This is a genomic window from Pseudomonas sp. VE 267-6A (assembly GCF_024126555.1).
Lineage (GTDB): Bacteria > Pseudomonadota > Gammaproteobacteria > Pseudomonadales > Pseudomonadaceae > Aquipseudomonas > Aquipseudomonas palmensis.
In genome coordinates this window covers 145,643-161,840 of record NZ_JAMYBY010000011.1, presented here as the reverse complement: position 1 = coordinate 161,840, position 16,198 = coordinate 145,643, and the positions used below count along the sequence as shown (strand labels likewise).

General features: G+C 67.0%; 16 protein-coding genes. 7 read left to right on the top strand and 9 right to left on the bottom strand.

Annotated features, from left to right (window positions below):
* Positions 1 to 62: 62 nt before the first annotated feature.
* From NJH59_RS15040 to NJH59_RS15030, 3 genes are read left to right on the top strand one after another with little or no spacing between them, the layout of a single operon-like run.
* Positions 63 to 1,667, top strand: coding sequence for a carboxyl transferase domain-containing protein (locus NJH59_RS15040; protein ID WP_043863960.1), 1,605 nt, complete (start codon positions 63 to 65; stop codon positions 1,665 to 1,667).
* Between the two features lie 3 nt (positions 1,668 to 1,670).
* Positions 1,671 to 2,489, top strand: a complete 819-nt coding sequence (locus NJH59_RS15035) for a gamma-carboxygeranoyl-CoA hydratase (protein ID WP_043863961.1) — start codon at positions 1,671 to 1,673, stop codon at positions 2,487 to 2,489.
* The gene (locus NJH59_RS15030; RefSeq protein ID WP_253086947.1) at positions 2,486 to 4,444 is read left to right on the top strand and encodes an acetyl/propionyl/methylcrotonyl-CoA carboxylase subunit alpha; all 1,959 of its coding nucleotides are present in this window, start codon (positions 2,486 to 2,488) and stop codon (positions 4,442 to 4,444) included. Before NJH59_RS15035 ends, NJH59_RS15030 begins: the two co-directional genes overlap by 4 nt.
* Before the next feature lie 72 nt (positions 4,445 to 4,516).
* On the opposite strand, the gene NJH59_RS15025 is transcribed toward NJH59_RS15030, so the two are convergent.
* Positions 4,517 to 5,134 carry a S24 family peptidase gene (locus NJH59_RS15025; RefSeq protein WP_078481708.1) on the bottom strand — a complete coding sequence of 206 codons (618 nt, stop codon included), beginning with the start codon at positions 5,132 to 5,134 and terminating at the stop codon, positions 4,517 to 4,519.
* Between the two features lie 132 nt (positions 5,135 to 5,266).
* Here NJH59_RS15025 and NJH59_RS15020 point away from each other — a divergent pair, with 132 nt between their 5' ends.
* The 3 genes from NJH59_RS15020 to NJH59_RS15010 all read left to right on the top strand — a co-directional run bounded on the left by NJH59_RS15020 (position 5,267) and on the right by NJH59_RS15010 (position 7,744).
* Positions 5,267 to 5,599 carry a DUF3077 domain-containing protein gene (locus NJH59_RS15020; RefSeq protein WP_054914395.1) on the top strand — a complete coding sequence of 111 codons (333 nt, stop codon included), beginning with the start codon at positions 5,267 to 5,269 and terminating at the stop codon, positions 5,597 to 5,599.
* 435 nt (positions 5,600 to 6,034) lie between these two features.
* Positions 6,035 to 6,547 (top strand): DUF4880 domain-containing protein, encoded by a 513-nt coding sequence (locus NJH59_RS15015; RefSeq protein WP_229590168.1) that lies wholly within the window; start codon positions 6,035 to 6,037, stop codon positions 6,545 to 6,547.
* 48 nt (positions 6,548 to 6,595) lie between these two features.
* Positions 6,596 to 7,744 carry a M14-type cytosolic carboxypeptidase gene (locus NJH59_RS15010; RefSeq protein ID WP_210014728.1) on the top strand — a complete coding sequence of 383 codons (1,149 nt, stop codon included), beginning with the start codon at positions 6,596 to 6,598 and terminating at the stop codon, positions 7,742 to 7,744.
* 104 nt (positions 7,745 to 7,848) lie between these two features.
* Here NJH59_RS15010 and NJH59_RS15005 read toward each other — a convergent pair whose 3' ends face one another.
* Positions 7,849 to 8,304 carry a helix-turn-helix domain-containing protein gene (locus NJH59_RS15005; protein ID WP_043863967.1) on the bottom strand — a complete coding sequence of 152 codons (456 nt, stop codon included), beginning with the start codon at positions 8,302 to 8,304 and terminating at the stop codon, positions 7,849 to 7,851.
* 96 nt (positions 8,305 to 8,400) lie between these two features.
* Here NJH59_RS15005 and NJH59_RS15000 point away from each other — a divergent pair, with 96 nt between their 5' ends.
* Positions 8,401 to 9,615 carry an MFS transporter gene (locus tag NJH59_RS15000; protein ID WP_043863968.1) on the top strand — a complete coding sequence of 405 codons (1,215 nt, stop codon included), beginning with the start codon at positions 8,401 to 8,403 and terminating at the stop codon, positions 9,613 to 9,615.
* On the opposite strand, the gene NJH59_RS14995 is transcribed toward NJH59_RS15000, so the two are convergent.
* The 7 genes from NJH59_RS14995 to NJH59_RS14965 all read right to left on the bottom strand — a co-directional run bounded on the left by NJH59_RS14995 (position 9,579) and on the right by NJH59_RS14965 (position 15,945).
* Positions 9,579 to 10,568, bottom strand: coding sequence for a spore coat U domain-containing protein (locus NJH59_RS14995; RefSeq protein WP_229590169.1), 990 nt, complete (start codon positions 10,566 to 10,568; stop codon positions 9,579 to 9,581). The genes NJH59_RS15000 and NJH59_RS14995 overlap by 37 nt on opposite strands.
* On the bottom strand, positions 10,565 to 12,805 hold the full coding sequence (locus tag NJH59_RS14990) for a fimbria/pilus outer membrane usher protein (protein WP_116055334.1): 2,241 nt from the start codon (positions 12,803 to 12,805) through the stop codon (positions 10,565 to 10,567). The genes NJH59_RS14995 and NJH59_RS14990 overlap by 4 nt, the downstream gene beginning before the upstream one ends.
* Before the next feature lie 168 nt (positions 12,806 to 12,973).
* On the bottom strand, positions 12,974 to 13,729 hold the full coding sequence (locus tag NJH59_RS14985) for a molecular chaperone (RefSeq protein WP_229590270.1): 756 nt from the start codon (positions 13,727 to 13,729) through the stop codon (positions 12,974 to 12,976).
* A gap of 75 nt (positions 13,730 to 13,804) precedes the next feature.
* The gene (locus NJH59_RS14980; protein WP_043863969.1) at positions 13,805 to 14,302 is read right to left on the bottom strand and encodes a spore coat U domain-containing protein; all 498 of its coding nucleotides are present in this window, start codon (positions 14,300 to 14,302) and stop codon (positions 13,805 to 13,807) included.
* A gap of 3 nt (positions 14,303 to 14,305) precedes the next feature.
* Positions 14,306 to 14,839, bottom strand: a complete 534-nt coding sequence (locus NJH59_RS14975) for a spore coat U domain-containing protein (RefSeq protein ID WP_043863970.1) — start codon at positions 14,837 to 14,839, stop codon at positions 14,306 to 14,308.
* A gap of 16 nt (positions 14,840 to 14,855) precedes the next feature.
* Positions 14,856 to 15,389, bottom strand: a complete 534-nt coding sequence (locus NJH59_RS14970) for a spore coat U domain-containing protein (RefSeq protein ID WP_043863971.1) — start codon at positions 15,387 to 15,389, stop codon at positions 14,856 to 14,858.
* 28 nt (positions 15,390 to 15,417) lie between these two features.
* Complete coding sequence (locus NJH59_RS14965; protein ID WP_078481712.1) at positions 15,418 to 15,945, bottom strand: spore coat U domain-containing protein; 528 nt, start codon at positions 15,943 to 15,945, stop codon at positions 15,418 to 15,420.
* Positions 15,946 to 16,198: the final 253 nt, after the last annotated feature.

Genomic DNA, 16,198 nt, shown 5'->3' with positions numbered 1-16,198 from the left:
CATAACGCAGACCCACTCTTGCAGCTTGGAGCTTGCCGCTTGAAGCTGCGCCAGGAGCCACGATGATTCTGAAGTCTCAGTTGAACCCCCGCGCGCCCGAATTCGCGCTCAACAGCGCGGCCATGCTCGAACAGGTGCAAGGCCTGCGTGACCTGCTCGCCAGCGTGCACCAGGGCGGCGGGCCCAAGGCCCAGGAGCGCCACACCTCACGCGGCAAGTTGCTGCCGCGCGACCGCATCGACCGCCTGCTCGACCCGGGTTCGCCGTTTCTGGAGATCGGCCAGCTGGCCGCCCACGAGGTGTACGGCGAAGACGTGCCTGCCGCCGGCGTGATCGCCGGCATCGGCCGCATCGAGGGCGTGGAGTGCATGATCGTGGCCAACGACGCCACGGTCAAAGGCGGCTCGTATTACCCGCTGACTGTCAAGAAGCACCTGCGCGCCCAGACCATCGCCCAGCAGAACCGCCTGCCCTGCGTGTACCTGGTGGACTCCGGCGGCGCCAACCTGCCGCGCCAGGACGAGGTGTTCCCCGACCGCGAGCACTTCGGCCGCATCTTCTTCAACCAGGCCACCATGAGCGCCCAGGGCATACCGCAGATCGCCGTGGTGATGGGCTCGTGCACCGCCGGCGGTGCCTACGTGCCGGCCATGGCCGACGAGGCGATCATGGTGCGCCAGCAGGCCACCATCTTCCTGGCCGGCCCGCCGCTGGTCAAAGCCGCCACCGGTGAGGTGGTCAGCGCCGAAGACCTGGGCGGTGCCGACGTGCACTGCAAGGTCAGCGGCGTGGCCGACCACTATGCCGACAACGACGAACACGCCCTGGCCATCGCCCGGCGCTGCGTGGCCAACCTCAACTGGCGCAAGCTGGGCCAGCTGCAGGTGCGCACCCCGATCGCCCCGCTGTACGCAGCCGACGAGCTGTACGGCGTGGTGCCGGCCGATGCCAAGCAGCCGTTCGATGTGCGCGAGGTGATCGCGCGCCTGGTGGACGGCTCGCTGTTCGACGAGTTCAAGGCGCTGTTCGGTACCACGCTGGTGTGCGGCTTTGCCCACCTGCACGGCTACCCGGTGGCGATTCTGGCCAACAACGGCATCCTGTTCGCCGAGGCCGCGCAGAAAGGCGCGCACTTCATCGAGCTGGCCTGCCAGCGCGGCATCCCGCTGCTGTTCCTGCAGAACATCACCGGCTTCATGGTGGGCCAGAAGTACGAGGCCGGCGGCATCGCCAAGCATGGCGCCAAGCTGGTGACCGCAGTGGCCTGCGCCCAGGTGCCCAAGTTCACCGTGATCATCGGCGGCAGCTTCGGTGCCGGCAACTATGGCATGTGCGGGCGTGCCTACGACCCGCGCTTTCTGTGGATGTGGCCCAACGCGCGCATCGGCGTGATGGGCGCCGAACAGGCCGCAGGCGTGCTGGCCCAGGTCAAGCGCGAACAGAGCGAGCGCAGCGGCCAGGTTTTCAGCCCGCAGGACGAGGCGCAGCTCAAGCAGCCGATCCTGGACCAGTACGAACACCAGGGCCACCCCTACTATTCCAGCGCAAGGCTGTGGGACGACGGCGTCATCGACCCTGCGCAAACCCGCGAGATTCTCGGCCTGGCCCTCTCGGCAGCCCTCAATGCCCCGATCGAACCGAGCCGTTTCGGCATTTTCCGGATGTGACCGATGAGCGACTTCTCTACCCTTGAACTGATCCGCGATCCGCGCGGCTTCGCCACCCTGTGGCTGAGCCGCGAGGCCAAGAACAACGCCTTCAACGCGCAGATGATCCGCGAACTGATCATTGCCATCGACCAGATCGGCAACGACGCCAGCCTGCGCTTCATGGTGCTGCGCGGGCGCGGCCGGCACTTCAGTGCCGGCGCCGACCTTGCCTGGATGCAGCAGTCGGCGCAGCTGGACTACAACACCAACCTGGACGACGCCCGCGAGCTGGCCGAGCTGATGTACAACCTGGCGCGGCTCAAGGTGCCGACCCTGGCGGTGGTCCAGGGCGCAGCCTTCGGCGGTGCCGTGGGGCTGATCAGTTGCTGCGACATGGCCATCGGTGCCGACGACGCGCAGCTGTGCCTGTCGGAAGTGCGCATCGGCCTGGCGCCGGCGGTGATCAGCCCGTTCGTGGTGCAGGCCATGGGCGAGCGCGCCACCCGCCGCTATGCCCTGACCGCCGAACGCTTCAGCGGCGAGCGGGCCCGCGAACTGGGCCTGCTGGCCGAAACCTGCCCGGCCGCGCAGCTGGATGCCGAGGTCGAGCGCTGGGTCGACAACCTGCTGCTCAACAGCCCGCAGGCCATGTGCGCCAGCAAGGAGCTGCTGCGCGAAGTGGGCAATGGTGAGCTCACCCCTGCCCTGCGCCGCTACTGTGAAGGCGCCATTGCGCGTATCCGCGTGAGCGCCGAAGGCCAGGAGGGCCTGCGCGCCTTCCTCGAAAAACGCACGCCAGCCTGGCAAACCCCCGCTTCGGACAAGGAGCCACGCCCATGAGCCGCCCTCTGCTGACCACCCTGCTGGTCGCCAACCGTGGCGAGATCGCCTGCCGCGTGATGCGCACCGCCAAGGCCATGGGCCTGACCACCGTGGCCGTGCACAGCGCCATCGACCGCGATGCGCGGCACAGCCGCGAAGCGGATATCCGGGTTGACCTGGGTGGCGCCAAGGCGGCCGAGAGCTATCTGGACATCCCCAGGCTGATTGCCGCGGCCAAGGCCAGCGGCGCCCAGGCGATACACCCGGGCTACGGCTTTCTGTCGGAGAACGCAGGCTTTGCCCGGGCCATCGAAGAGGCCGGGCTGATCTTCCTCGGCCCGCCGGCCAGTGCCATCGACGCGATGGGCAGCAAGTCGGCGGCCAAGGCGCTGATGGAAGTGGCCGGGGTACCGCTGGTGCCTGGCTACCACGGCGAAGCCCAGGACCTGGAGACCTTCCGCGCGGCCGCCCAGCGCATCGGCTACCCCGTACTGCTCAAGGCCACCGCCGGTGGCGGTGGCAAGGGCATGAAGGTGGTCGAGCAGGAAAGCCAGCTGGGTGAAGCCCTGGCCTCGGCCCAGCGTGAAGCGCTGTCGTCGTTCGGCGACGCACGCATGCTGGTCGAAAAGTACGTGCTCAAGCCGCGTCACGTCGAGATCCAGGTGTTCGCCGACCAGCATGGCAACTGCGTGTACCTGAACGAGCGCGACTGCTCGATCCAGCGTCGTCACCAGAAGGTGGTCGAGGAAGCCCCGGCCCCCGGCCTGAGCCCGGCGCAGCGCCAGGCCATGGGCGAGGCGGCGGTACGTGCGGCCCAGGCCATCGGCTATGTGGGCGCAGGCACGGTCGAGTTCCTGCTCGATGCCCGCGGCGAATTCTTCTTCATGGAAATGAACACCCGCCTGCAGGTGGAGCACCCGGTGACCGAGGCGATCACCGGCCTGGACCTGGTGGCCTGGCAGATCCGCGTGGCGTGCGGCGAGGCGCTGCCGCTGACGCAGGACCAGGTGCCGCTGCACGGGCATGCCATCGAAGTACGCCTGTACGCCGAGGACCCGGCCAACGACTTTCTGCCGGCCACCGGGCACCTGGCGCTGTACCGCGAGTCGGCGCCGGGCGAAGGGCGCCGGGTCGACAGCGGCGTGTGCGAAGGTGACAGCATCTCGCCGTTCTACGACCCGATGCTGGGCAAGCTGATTGCCTGGGGCGAGAACCGGGAGCAGGCACGCCTGCGCCTGCTGGCGATGCTCGACAGCTTCGCCATTGGCGGCCTGAAGACCAACATCGCCTTCCTGCGCCGCATCCTGGCCCACCGCGCCTTCGCCGAGGCCGAACTGGATACCGGGTTCATCCCGCGCTATCAGGATCAACTGCTGCCCGCCCCCGTCGCGTTGCCGACAGCGTTCTGGCAGGCTGCCGGGCAGGCCTTCCAGCAATCGCGCCCCGCCTGCGTGCGCGCTGATGACCGGCACTCGCCGTGGGCAGCCGCCACCGGTTTCAGGCCGGGCGTACCGGCGCAGACCGCCCTGCACCTGCGCTGCAATGGCGAAGACCGGGCACTGAGCCTGAACCCCGGGTCGGTGTCCGCGCGCATGGACGGCGAGCACCTGGTGATCGAGCACGAAGGCGTGCGGCGCAGGCACCTGGCCGTGCGCCGTGGGCAAACGCTGTATCTGGAGTGGGATGGCGAGCTGCACGGGGTAAGCGCTTTCGACCCGATTGCCGAGGCGGACGCCGGCCATGCGCACCAGGGCGGCATGAGTGCGCCCATGAACGGCAGCATCGTGCGGGTACTGGTGGAGGTCGGTCAGGTGGTCGAAGCCGGCACGCAACTGGTGGTGCTGGAGGCCATGAAGATGGAGCACAGCATCCGCGCACCCCAGGCCGGGACGGTCAAGGCGCTGTATTGCCAGGAAGGCGAGATGGTCAGCGAAGGGGCCGCGCTGGTGGAGCTGGAGGTTCAGGAAGGCTGACGGCACTGCACCTGCACAGGGTTTTGTGGGCGCCACGAAACCCTGTGTGGGCCGGCTTGCCAGCGACGCTTTTCAGCCCAGCCGGATAGACGCCTGCACCACCACACCGAGCACCTCGGTGCCCTCCTCCCACGTCAGTTTGGGCCAGGTGGGATTGAGCGGCTGCAAGTACCGCTGACCACCCTCCTCGACCAGCTGGCGAAACACCGCGACAGGATTGCCGGGCAGGCGCGCGATCACCAGCGCGCCGATCTCGGCAGTTCGACCGCTGTCCACCAGCACCATCATGCCCGCCGGCACACTCAGGCCCATGGGCGAATTCATCGCGTCACCTTCCACCGTCAGCCAGTAGCACGGGCCATCGGCCAGGTGGTCGCTGAGCACGGTCGGCGCGCCTTCGACAGGCTCGGCCAGGTGCTCCCAGTCCGACAGCGGGTAGCGGAATGCACCCAGCGCCGGTGTGGCATAGACCCCGGACGGCTCCGCGACGGCGTCGTCGCAGACCACGCCCATGCGCCCCATGCCCAGTATCCGCAGGATTTCGTCGATGGTGGCCAGCGGTGGGTTGTTCCTTCCCCGAATCCAATGGCCAACGCCACCTTGGGTCACCCCGAGGCGTTCGGCCAGTTTCTCCTGCGTGAGGCCCAGCTCGCGCATTCTGGCTTTCGCCAGTTCATTCCATTTTTTCATCGCTGGCACGATACGGACTGACAGCAGCGACTCAATACATAATCTGTAGTATTTAAGCGATGGAATACAATACAACATGTACTTAGGATTGAAGGGTAATCTTTTCCTACTCACCACAAGGAAGGCAGCCCCATGACCCCACCCCCTTTCAACGACCTAGACAGCGAAGCGGCACGCCGCGCACTGGACTATTACCTCAACCCTACCCCATCTACGGTCAGCCACACGGACGACCAGCTGTTCATCGCCCGCCAGGACCTCTCGGCCGAAGCGGCCACCGAACACGCCTCGAGCATGCTGCGCTGCGCCGCAGCCAGCGCCTACGAGTCGGCCGACAACCTCAAGGGCAACTCACGGGACATGGCCTTCTCGGTGATGCACATGATCAACATGGCCAGGGCGCTGCTGGACCGCAGCCTCGCGGAACAGGCCAGGCGGCAGGAGCTTCAATCAAGGGAGGGATGATGGGCAACGGGAACGGCGGTGGGGCAGGCCGTGGTTCAACGACCAGGCACAGCGATGCGGAATTTTTTGCTGGATAACAGAAAATTCATTTGACTTGAAAATGAGAACGATTATTATTGCAAACAACTGGTCGCGAGACTGGTTGGATAACTGAAAGCCCTTAGGTCGGACTCTCAGATTATCTCCTCATCAGGCTAATCACGGTTTTTGACCCGGCTTTTTGCCGGGTCTTTTTTTTTGGCTCTTCAGGCTAATGAAGGCGGGTGGTGCTTGATTGGCAGCGATGATAGCAAATGTATGTCTCGATATGTAACCCCGAGACAAGCCTTTGCCGATTCAGCACTTGAGAATCAATCTCATGTAGATTAAGCTGTCGCAGCGTCAGGGAAGACGCCCCCTTCTCTTCAGTCGTTTCTTTCTGCAAGGAGCTCGTACATGACCCGTCTGTTGCTGCCCCTTGAACACCATCACGATAGCGCCGACCTCGGCGAAGATGCCCTGCTCGTGCGCCTGAAAAAGCTGCCACGCCGGGTACAGCAGGTGTTCCTGCTCAATCGTCTCGATCAACTGTCGTTCGCCGCCATCGCCCAGCGCCTGGATATCGGCGCACCGACCGTGGAACGGCACATGGGCCAGGTACTGCAGGCCGCCCTGCCGGTGCGCAGCGCCTCCAGCACTGCGGCGGCACAATGGTATGTGCGCCTGCAGAGCCCGGACATCACCGCCAGCGAGCGCATCGACTTTCGCCGCTGGCTGGATGCCGCCCCCGAACACCTGTATGCGTTCCATGCCACCGAACTGCGCTGGCGCAACCTGCTGGCACCGGCCCGGCAACTGGGCGATGGGCACTGGTATCGCCAGGCCTGGGCCGGTGTTTCGCTGGGAGGCTGCTCGGTGGCGCTCGGCCTGGGGTTGGCAGCGGCGCTGGCGATCGGTTTCTGGTCGTGATCCAGGGGTGTAGAGTGGTTGGCACAACAACTCTACCGGAGCCTGGCCATGACCGTGACGCTGTCCCCCGTTAGCATCGATTGCGCATTCGATGCCGGCAACATCCTGCTCGTCGATGCCGGCAACCCGTCCCGGATTCACCTGAACATCCGCCCCGACACCCACAGCGGGCATTTCCAGTGGTTTCACTTCAAGGCCAGCGGGCTGACGCCCGGGCATACCCACGCCTTCAGCCTGGACAACGCCAGCCAGTCGTCCTATAGCGCTGCATGGGAGGGCTACCAGGCGGTAGCGTCCTACGACCAGCAGAACTGGTTTCGCGTGCCGACCCGCTACGACGGCAAGGCCCTGCACTTCAGCCTTGAGCCCCGCGAAACACAGGCCTGGTTCGCCTATTTCGAGCCCTACCCGCGCGCGCGGCACAATCAGCTGATCGAACGCGCCAGCGCCTTGCCGGGCGTGGAACTGCTGGCCACCGGGCGCAGCGTCGAAGGGCGCGATATCCCGTTGCTGCGGGCGGGCGACGGGGGCGCGGGCAAGCGCAAGCTGTGGATCATCGCCCAGCAGCACCCCGGCGAGCACATGGCCGAGTGGTTCATGGAGGGCGTGATCGACCGCATACAGGGCAACGATGCCACCGTGCAGGCCCTGCTGGCGGTCGCCGACCTGTACCTGATCCCCAACATGAACCCGGACGGTGCCGCTGCCGGGCACCTGCGCACCAATGCCAGGGGCAAGGACCTCAACCGCGCCTGGCAGGATGCGAACATCGAACACACCCCTGAGGTGCTGTTCGCCCAGCAGCAGATGAAGCTGTATGGCGTGGACCTGTTCCTGGATGCCCATGGCGATGAGGAAATACCCCATGTGTTCACGGCCGGGTGCGAAGGCAACCCGGGCTACACGGATCGGATCGCGGCACTGGAGGAGCGTTTTCGCAGCACCCTGTGCAGCGTGACCCGGGACTTCCAGACCACCCACGGCTACCCGCGCAGCAAGCCTGGGCAGGCCAACATGACCCTGGCATGCAATGCGGTGGGCCAGGCGCATGACTGCCTGTCGCTGACCCTGGAGATGCCGTTCAAGGATCACGACGACGCGCCCGATGCGGTGACCGGCTGGTCGGGTGAACGCTCCAAGGCGCTGGGCAGCGCAGTGATCGACACCTTGGCGAAGCTGGTCGCAGAGCTGCGCTAGGGCTGACGCACCGCCGCCCCGCAGCGCTCCCCATCGCGGTTCAAGCCCGCCCCCACAAGGCTTGCAGTGCCCTGTGGGAGCGGCCTGACCCGCGATGAGGCAGGTCAGGCCGGCGGCGGCCCCGCCACCCGCACGCAATCATCCGGCCCCAGCACCCGCCCATCCGCCGCTCGCAGCTGCAGCGGGCCCACCGGCGCCCCGCTCTGGCGGTCCACCAGCACCGAATGCGCCTCGCCAGGCTGGTAGAAAAACGCCTCGCCCCACTGGCGCAGCCCCACGATCAAGGGAAACAACCCACGCCCCTTCTCGGTCAGCACGTACTCCTGGTACGCGCTGCCATCCGACGCCGGCACCAGCTCCAGAATCCGGTGCTCCACCAACTGGCGCAAGCGCGAGGCCAAAATGTTCTTGGCCATGCCCAGGTTGCGCTGGAACTCGCCAAAGCGGCGCAAGCCATCAAACGCATCACGCACGATCAACAGCGACCACCAGTCACCGATCGCGTCCAGTGACCGGGCCACCGGGCATTCGGCATCTTGCAGGCGGGTACGCTGAACCATGTTCGCTCTCGGCAGGCTGAAAAAAGTAGTTGCAATATAAAACCGGTCCTCTCAGCATACAACCAGTTTCATTATGCAACCACATAGGATATCGCCATGCCTGCCTCCCCTGCGCCCCGGCTTTCGCCGTGGCTCGCCCTGCTGTTCTCCGTCGCCTGCGCACTGGCGGTGGCCAACGTGTATTACGCCCAGCCACTGCTGGACGCGATGGCCCGCGACTTCGCCATCGACCCGGCGCTGGTGGGGCTGGTGGTGACCCTGACCCAGGTGGGCTACGGCCTGGGCCTGATACTGCTGGTGCCTCTGGGCGACCTGTTCGAGCGGCGCCGGCTGATCGTGCTGCAGTCGCTGCTGTCGGTGCTGGCCCTGCTGATGATCGCGCTGGCCACCAGCAGCGCCTGGCTGTTTGTCGGCATGGCCCTGACCGGCCTGTTGGCGGTGGTGGCGCAACTGCTGGTGGCGCATGCCGCCAGCGTATCGGCCGACACCGAACGCGGGCATGTGGTGGGCATGGTCACCAGCGGTATCGTGATCGGCATCCTGCTGGCCCGCACCCTGTCCGGGGCGATGGCCGATCTGGCCGGCTGGCGCTCGATCTACGCCCTGTCGGCAGCGCTGACCCTGCTGATGACCCTGCTGCTGTGGCGCGTGCTGCCCGCACACACGGCTGCGCGCCCCAACACTGGCTACGGCGCGCTGCTGGTGTCGTTGTGGCAACTGGTGCGCGAGCAGCCGGTGCTGCGCCAGCGGGCCCTGCTGGCGATGCTCAGCTTCGCCTCGGCCATGGTGCTGTGGACCCCGCTGGTACTGCCCCTGAGCGCCCCGCCGCTGTCGTTGTCGGCAACCGAGGTGGGCCTGTTCGGCCTGGCCGGCGCAGCCGGGGCGCTGGCCGCCGCGCGTGCCGGCGGGCTGGCCGACCGTGGCCTGGGGCAACGGGTCAGCGGCCTCTCGCTGCTGCTGATGATCGGTTCATGGGGCGCCATCGCCCTCACCCAGCAATCGCTGTGGGCACTGCTGCTGGGGGTGGTGGTGTTCGACCTGGGCCTGCAGGCGCTGCACGTGGCCAGCCAGAGCCTGATCTACCGCCTGCCGGCCGATACCCACAGCCGGCTCACCGCCGCCTACATGCTGTTCTACTCCATCGGCAGTGCACTGGGCTCGCTGGCCTCGACGCTGGCCTACGCCTGGGGCGGCTGGCTGCTGGTATGCGCGCTGGGCGCGGGGTTGAATGTGCTGGCACTGGGGTACTGGTGGCGCACCGTGCGCCAGCCGGCTCAGAACTGCACGTCGAGTATCACGCTGTCCAGGTAGTCGCCGGCCGGCGGCGTGGCCTGGTCGGTGTAGACCCTGGCGTTGTAGTTGAACACCTGGCTGCCGGCCGCGCTGCCACTGCCATTGCCGTTGCCCGGGTTGATGTCGGCGTCGCTGCTGGCGCGCCGCGCACTGCTCAGGCTGCCCCAGCGCACGCCCCCGCCACTCTTGAAGATGTCATAGGCCAGGTAGTTGCCGGCGCTGGATTTCATGCGCCGACGCCCGCCTGCCACGTTCTGCCCGTCATCCAGCCCCACCGTGTAGGCACTGCCCTTGGTACAGGCCAGGTTGACGTTCTGGCTCACCGTGGCGAACCCGCTGACCACCGGCGCGCTGCCGAACACGATGTTGGGTGAGCTGATCTGGCAGTCGTTGGTGACGGTCAGGTTGATGGTCAGGGTGGTAGTGGCGTTGAACACCTGCCGCCCCAGGCAGGCGCTGCCCAGACCCAGCCCCCAGCAATAGTCGATGCTCCAGGCCACGGTGAACGTCTCCTGGTACAGGCCGGCCGCCACGTTGCTGGTCATTTGCGTGCGCAGGTAGATGGGCACGGTCTTGGGCGAGGTGCCGCCGAGCAGGCCCAGGGCATCGATGATGCCGTTGCGCGCAAAATCGTAGGGCTGGCCCCGGGTGATCGGGTAGCTGGTGCTGTTGTTGGCGTACAGCGTGTAGAGGATGACGTCGCCGGTGGGGCCCACCAGCCCGGTGGTGCCGTTGTTGGCGGTGAAGGTGGCCTTGAAGGAGTCATCCGAACGCAGCAGGGTCAGCAGCGAACCGGTGCAGCTCAAGCCGGCACTGGGCGCCGTGGTGGTCTGCACCGTGGTGCGTATCAGGGTGGAGTTGACCAGGCCGAAAGTGGCCGGCGTGGTTGCCAGCACCTGGCACAGCGCCTGGGCGCGCATGCCGGCCAGCAGTGCCAGCAGCGCAAGCAGCCCCGTCAGCCGGCGCTTCATTGGCACACCAGCGGGCCGATCAGCGGCACCTGGTCGGCCTGCGCCTTGAGCTCGAACTGCACCCGGCAACTGCCGCCTCCGGCCAGTTGCACCACCAGGCTGTTGTGTTCGCTCAGGTCCTCCAGGTACACCAGGCCATCCCAGCCCACCACCGCCAGCGCGCCGCTCTGCTCGTGGCGTACCTGGCTGCCCACGGCCAGTTCGTTGTTGCCGGCATCCACCAGCACCACGCTGGCGGCCAGTACCCGGCGCAACGGAAATTCCAGCAGGTAGCCGGCGCCGCGCCTTACCGCCACGCGCTGCTCCACATTCGGTGAGCGCACATCGGGGGGCAGTTCCAGCGGGTCGATCTCGTACTTGCCGCGGTAGTAGCCGCTGCCGTAGGGCACCAGCAGGTGCCCCTGGCTGTCGGTGTGCCCCACCACCTGGTTCTCGTAGCGCACCGGCACATCGGCAAAGCCTTCGGTGCTGACCAGCACGAAGGCGTCGTCGATGCGATTGGCCGCGAACACCCCGGCGTCCATCAGCACCACCGAGCCGCTGGCGTCGGCCCAGCGGGTCATGTTGTCGCTGCTGCCGTACACCCCGGCCTGCAACTGCACCGATTGCAGGCGCCAGGTCAGGTCGGCCTGACGGTAGGTTTCACGGTCGCCGCCGGCATAGCCCAGGTTGAACCCCACGCCGCCCTGGGCGGGTACGGCGCGGCTGTAGTTGACCCGCTGCAGGTTCTCGCCCTGCTGGTTGCGCTCCAGGCTCAGGGCCAGCGTGCCGTGCAGGTCGAAGGGCACCACCACCTGCGCCTGCACCGCCCACTGGCTGTCGTCCAGGTCGCGGTTGGCCGACAGGTACAGGCTGCTGTTGCCCCACAGCGGCTTGCTCCAGCTGAGGTTGAGCAGGCGCGTGCGTGAGTTGTCGGCGGCGCGCACGTCGAAGTAGCCCGCCCCCAGGCTGCCATAGCGTTGCAGGTTGAGGCTCAGGGTGACCTGCTCGCTGCGCTGGCTGAGGCGGATGTACGGGCTGTCGACCAGCGACAGGTCGGCGTAGTCGCCATGACGCTCCAGGCGCTGGTAGTTGAAGCCCAGCCAGCGGTTGTTGTACTGGTAGCCCAGGCTCAACTGCTGGCCACTGCGGCCTTCGAAGCGGCTCTGGCTCAGCGCCGTGTTGAGCACGCCGAAGTTGCCCACCCGCAGGTTGCCGCCCAGCCCGCCCAGGCCCAGGGACCCGGCCGCCTCGGCATGGCTTTCCAGCGTGAAGTAGTCGGTCAGGCCATAGCGCAGGCTGCCCGCCGCAACGCCGGGGCCGTAGGCAAAGTCGCGCACGGCATAGTCGCGGCGCAGGGCGCCGGCCGCCACCGAGAAGTCCGCCAGCCCCTGTTGCAGCAGGCTGCTGGTGACGTAGAACGGCAACGTGGTCGAGACCTGCCGGCCAAGGGCGTCGGTGGTCACCACCACCGCCTCGCCGGCACCGTTGATGAACGGCACGTTGGTCAGGGTATAGGGGCCTGGCTGCAGGTCGGCACTGGCGCTCTTGTAGCCATTGATGAACAGGTCCACCGACGAGGGCACCGCGGCTTCACCGGCGAAGGCCGGCAAGGGGTAGGTCACCAGGTCCGGGCGCACGGCAAAGTCCCGCGACAGCTGCACCCCGCCCACCCGCACCGAGCTGGTCCAGGGCAAGGCGCCGGTCAGCACATCGCCGGCCTCGAAGGTCAGCAGGCGCGCCTCGTCGGTGTAGCGCCAGGTGGTGTCGTACCGCCGAAAACCTTCCTGGGCGCCTTCGTAGCCTGCCCCGCCGAGGCGCTGGCGCCACTGCCCGGTGGTGGAGAAGGTGCCCCAGCTGTCGAACACCCGCAGTTCGTTCCAGGCTGCCAGGTAGGTGCCCCCCTCATCGGTGTCGTTGAAGTAGGCGTCGTAGTTGAGCAAGGCGCCGAAACTGCTCAACGCCTCGCCGGCCGGCCCCAGCGAGCGCTCGCCGATGCGCTGGTTGGGCAGCCACGCCGCCGGCACCTGCACCAGCAGCCGCTGGTTCTGGCTGTCGTACTCGCTGTGCAAGCCATCGATGGCGTCCAGCGCCAGTTCCGGGCCGGGCTGCCCGGGCAGTTGCACGCCCGCCGCCTGCAGGTCGGCGGTGGCCATGTACAGGCGCCCGGCCCGCTGGTGCACCAGCACCACGCTAGCGCTGCTCATCTGGTTGACCACCAGTTCCAGGTACAACGGCGCATCGGCGACAGCCTCCATACTCGCAGGGGGTGGCGGCAGTTCGCCTGCGACCGCGCTGCCCGCCAGCAGCACCGCCAGCGTCACGCTGCGGGTGCAGGCCAGAGAAGTACTCACGCACGCCGTCCCACCATGTCCGGGTCCTCCCTGGCCCCTGCTCCATCTTCATGCGCCCTTGAGGCGCCGGGCTCAGTGGCCCTGGTTGATGGTCTGGGGCGGCTCGGCCCCGTTGACGCGCCCTTTGAGCACACTGGCCGCCGAGGCTGCTGCAGGTGCCGGCCAGCGCATGGTCGCGCCGGGCAGTACATAACCCAGCAAGCCGTCGACCAGCGGCTTGCTCTGGGCGCCCTGCTGCATCACCACATCGGTGAGGCGCGCATGCACCGGCCCCACGTTGCGGATCTCGACGAAGGGCTTGCCCTGCTGCGATACCTGTCGCCAGCTCAGCAACGGCGTGCCCACGCCCGCTGCATCACGCTTGCCCTCGGCGTCCGGCTTGCTCCACAGCCCCTGGCCGTAGACGAACAATGGCACCGAGTAGCGCATCTGGAAGCGGATCTGCGCCTGGGAAGTCTGCGCATCGCTGGCCGGCAGGGCGGGTGGGATTTCGTCGATGATGATGCGGTAGGCCTGTTCCTGGCCGGCCGGCGACTGGCCGGTGCGGGTCAGGCGAATCAGCTGTTTCTCGCCCGGCTTGATGGTCGCCACCGGCGGGCTGCCGATGATCTCGCGCTGGGGCTGGAACTGGTCGTCATACCCGTCCTGGCGCCAGGCGAACACCCTGACCTGCAGGTTAGCCGGGGTGGTGCCACGGTTTTCCAACCACAACGCCCCGGCCTTCTGGTCGGCCTCCAGCACCGGGTCGATCGGCCAGATCAACACCGATGTGGCCGCCTGGGCGCCCCCTGCGCCGAGCAAGGCGCCCACCAGCAGCCACTTGCCCATCCCTTGCCATCCACGTGCGTACAGCGCCATGCACCCTCTCCTTTGGCTTGTTCCGATACAACCCCGGGAGCGCACTCACCAGGACAACACCACTTGCACCACGTCGGTGTAGGTGCCCGCCGGCAACACGCCGGGTAACTGGGCTTGCGCATACACCGGCAGCTTGATCGCCGTCGGATCGCTGTAACTGACCGCCACGAGCTGACCGATGCCCAGCACCTGGGACAAGGCCGCGTCGCGGTACAACTGATAGGCCACCAGCGAGGTACCGCTGGTGCGCTTGAGGTTGCGTACCCCGTTGTTGTTCAGGCCACCGTCGACGCTCATCTTCAGGGCCACCCCGGGCGTGCATTGCAGGGTCACCGTGGTGCCTGCCAGCTGGGTGTTCACGCTGGCGGCGCCGAGCGCCGGACGGGTGCCGAAGTCCAGGGTGCCGTAGTTGCTGGCGCCGCCCACCACCAGGCAACCTGCCGCAATCGTTGCGCTGACCTGAAGCGTGCTGGTGAGCGCGGCATCCAGCGGCATGGGCACTGCCCAGGCCAGCACCGCAAGGCCACCGAGCAACCGGCGCATGACCTAGAAGCTCAGCTCGACCGCCACCGTGTCGGTGTACACCCCTGGCGGCAGCGACGGCTTGCCCACGGCGCGGCCGTACAGGTTGACGGTCTGCGCCACCCCGGTGCTGGTGGCGAGGGTGATGGTGCCGTTGATTGCCAGCAGATTGGTGTGCCCGGCATCGGTATAGAAGTCATAGGGCACGTAGTTGGTGCCCATGGCCAGCGCGCGGCTGCCACCGGTGGTGGCCGCGTCATGCGCGCCTGCGCCCACCTTCACCACCGGCGTGGCACCGGGCGAACACAGCACGCTGATGGCGCCGCCACCACCGGTGCCGATCACCTGGGCGCTGGCCTCGGTGAACAGGGCAATCTGCGAGCCGAAATCCAGGTTACCGAAGTTGACCCCGGTGGTGGCGGTCGAACCGTTCACCTGACAGGCCGCGGTCAGGGTCAGGGTGGCGTTGATATTGCCCGTGACCGTGGCCGCCTGGGCCTGGCTGGCAAGGGCCAGGCCAAGCCCGGCGAAGAGTATGCGTGAGACGTTGGGATGCATGAGTCACTCCTTGTTGTTACCAGTCCAGGGTCACCATCAGGGTGTCACGGTAGATGCCGGCCGGCAGCGCCCTGGGGTGTGCCACCACGGCGCCGTAGATCGGTATGGGGATTTGCGCAGCGCTGCTGATCGAGAAGTTGCGCTGTTGGCCGATGCCGTAGCGCACTGCACCGCTTGGATCGGCCGCCAGCTGGTAGGGGATGAGCTCGCTGCCGTTGCGCAGGCGGCGCACGCCGTTGGCATCGTTGCTGCCGCCATTGATGCTCACCGTGAAGGCCCGCACCGAGGGGTTGCAACTGACCTGGAGGGTGCCGCTGCCGCCGGTCTGGTCGAGGTTGGCGCTCAGCGGGCGGGCCCAGCTTGGCCCCTGGGTGCCGAAGTCCAGCAGGCCCAGGCCGCCACCGGCCGGGCTGTCGTCCGGCACATTGCTGATCTGGCAGGCTGCACTGATCACCAGGCGTGCCTGGATATGCCCGCTGAGGGCGGCATTGGCCATCGGACACAACAGCAAGGGCCCGAGGCTGATCAACAGAATCTGCGATGTCTTCATGCTGCCAGTTCCTTTAGCACGCACAGGGTCACCAGGTGACGGTCACCTTGAGCAAGTCCGAGTAATGGCCGACACGGGGCACCTGGGCCAGGGTGTCGATGCGGGCGTACAGCGGCAGTTCCACCGACCCCGAGTCGGGTACGCGTGCGTGCTGGGCGATGTTCACCGCCAGCGGAGTGCGCCAGGCCGGGTCCTGGTAGAGGCGGTACGGGATGGGACGGGCCTGTGGCGTGTCGCTGGCCAGGTAGCGCACCTCGCCGACGCCGCCATGCTGGCCGCCATCGACCTTTACCTGGTACAGCGTATCGGGGTTGCATTCCAGACGTGGGGGGCGTTGTTGCAGCAAGGCGCCGGTCAGCGGGCCTTGCGGATCGTCCAGGCGCGCGGTACGGCCGAAGTCGAGCAGGCCCTGGGCCTGGGCGCCGGCATCGCGGGTCTGGTGCACCAGCTGGCAACCACGCTGTACATCCACGCGAACTTCCACCAGAAAATCTGCGGCGGCGGCAGCGTCTGCGACAACCAGCCCGAGCAGCGCAGCCAGAGAGCGTCCCTTCACCGTTACCCTCCTTGCAATGCAGGATCCATCTGTTCCAGAGGGTAGCAGCCGAAGAAAAACCTGCCAGCAAGCTCGGAAATGTATAGGCCGCGTACAAGAACCTTCCTACATGACCTGCCAGGCACGACATGACTGGCAGCCCAACCCCCTATTCGGTACATTAGCGCCGCCCACTCAGCCGGCCCCTGTGCCCGGCACCCCCAAGGAGCCTGAGATTGACCGCCTTACCGCCGTCCTGGATCCGTTCGCCGCT

Bases quoted from the DNA above. Each gene is read 5' to 3' on its own strand.
- NJH59_RS15040 (WP_043863960.1), top strand. From the start codon at position 63: ATGATTCTGAAGTCTCAGTTGAACCCCCGCGCGCCCGAATTCGCGCTC.
- NJH59_RS15035 (WP_043863961.1), top strand. From the start codon at position 1,671: ATGAGCGACTTCTCTACCCTTGAACTGATCCGCGATCCGCGCGGCTTC.
- NJH59_RS15030 (WP_253086947.1), top strand. From the start codon at position 2,486: ATGAGCCGCCCTCTGCTGACCACCCTGCTGGTCGCCAACCGTGGCGAG.
- NJH59_RS15025 (WP_078481708.1), bottom strand. From the start codon at position 5,134: ATGAAAAAATGGAATGAACTGGCGAAAGCCAGAATGCGCGAGCTGGGC.
- NJH59_RS15020 (WP_054914395.1), top strand. From the start codon at position 5,267: ATGACCCCACCCCCTTTCAACGACCTAGACAGCGAAGCGGCACGCCGC.
- NJH59_RS15015 (WP_229590168.1), top strand. From the start codon at position 6,035: ATGACCCGTCTGTTGCTGCCCCTTGAACACCATCACGATAGCGCCGAC.
- NJH59_RS15010 (WP_210014728.1), top strand. From the start codon at position 6,596: ATGACCGTGACGCTGTCCCCCGTTAGCATCGATTGCGCATTCGATGCC.
- NJH59_RS15005 (WP_043863967.1), bottom strand. From the start codon at position 8,304: ATGGTTCAGCGTACCCGCCTGCAAGATGCCGAATGCCCGGTGGCCCGG.
- NJH59_RS15000 (WP_043863968.1), top strand. From the start codon at position 8,401: ATGCCTGCCTCCCCTGCGCCCCGGCTTTCGCCGTGGCTCGCCCTGCTG.
- NJH59_RS14995 (WP_229590169.1), bottom strand. From the start codon at position 10,568: ATGAAGCGCCGGCTGACGGGGCTGCTTGCGCTGCTGGCACTGCTGGCC.
- NJH59_RS14990 (WP_116055334.1), bottom strand. From the start codon at position 12,805: ATGGAGGCTGTCGCCGATGCGCCGTTGTACCTGGAACTGGTGGTCAAC.
- NJH59_RS14985 (WP_229590270.1), bottom strand. From the start codon at position 13,729: ATGGGCAAGTGGCTGCTGGTGGGCGCCTTGCTCGGCGCAGGGGGCGCC.
- NJH59_RS14980 (WP_043863969.1), bottom strand. From the start codon at position 14,302: ATGCGCCGGTTGCTCGGTGGCCTTGCGGTGCTGGCCTGGGCAGTGCCC.
- NJH59_RS14975 (WP_043863970.1), bottom strand. From the start codon at position 14,839: ATGCATCCCAACGTCTCACGCATACTCTTCGCCGGGCTTGGCCTGGCC.
- NJH59_RS14970 (WP_043863971.1), bottom strand. From the start codon at position 15,389: ATGAAGACATCGCAGATTCTGTTGATCAGCCTCGGGCCCTTGCTGTTG.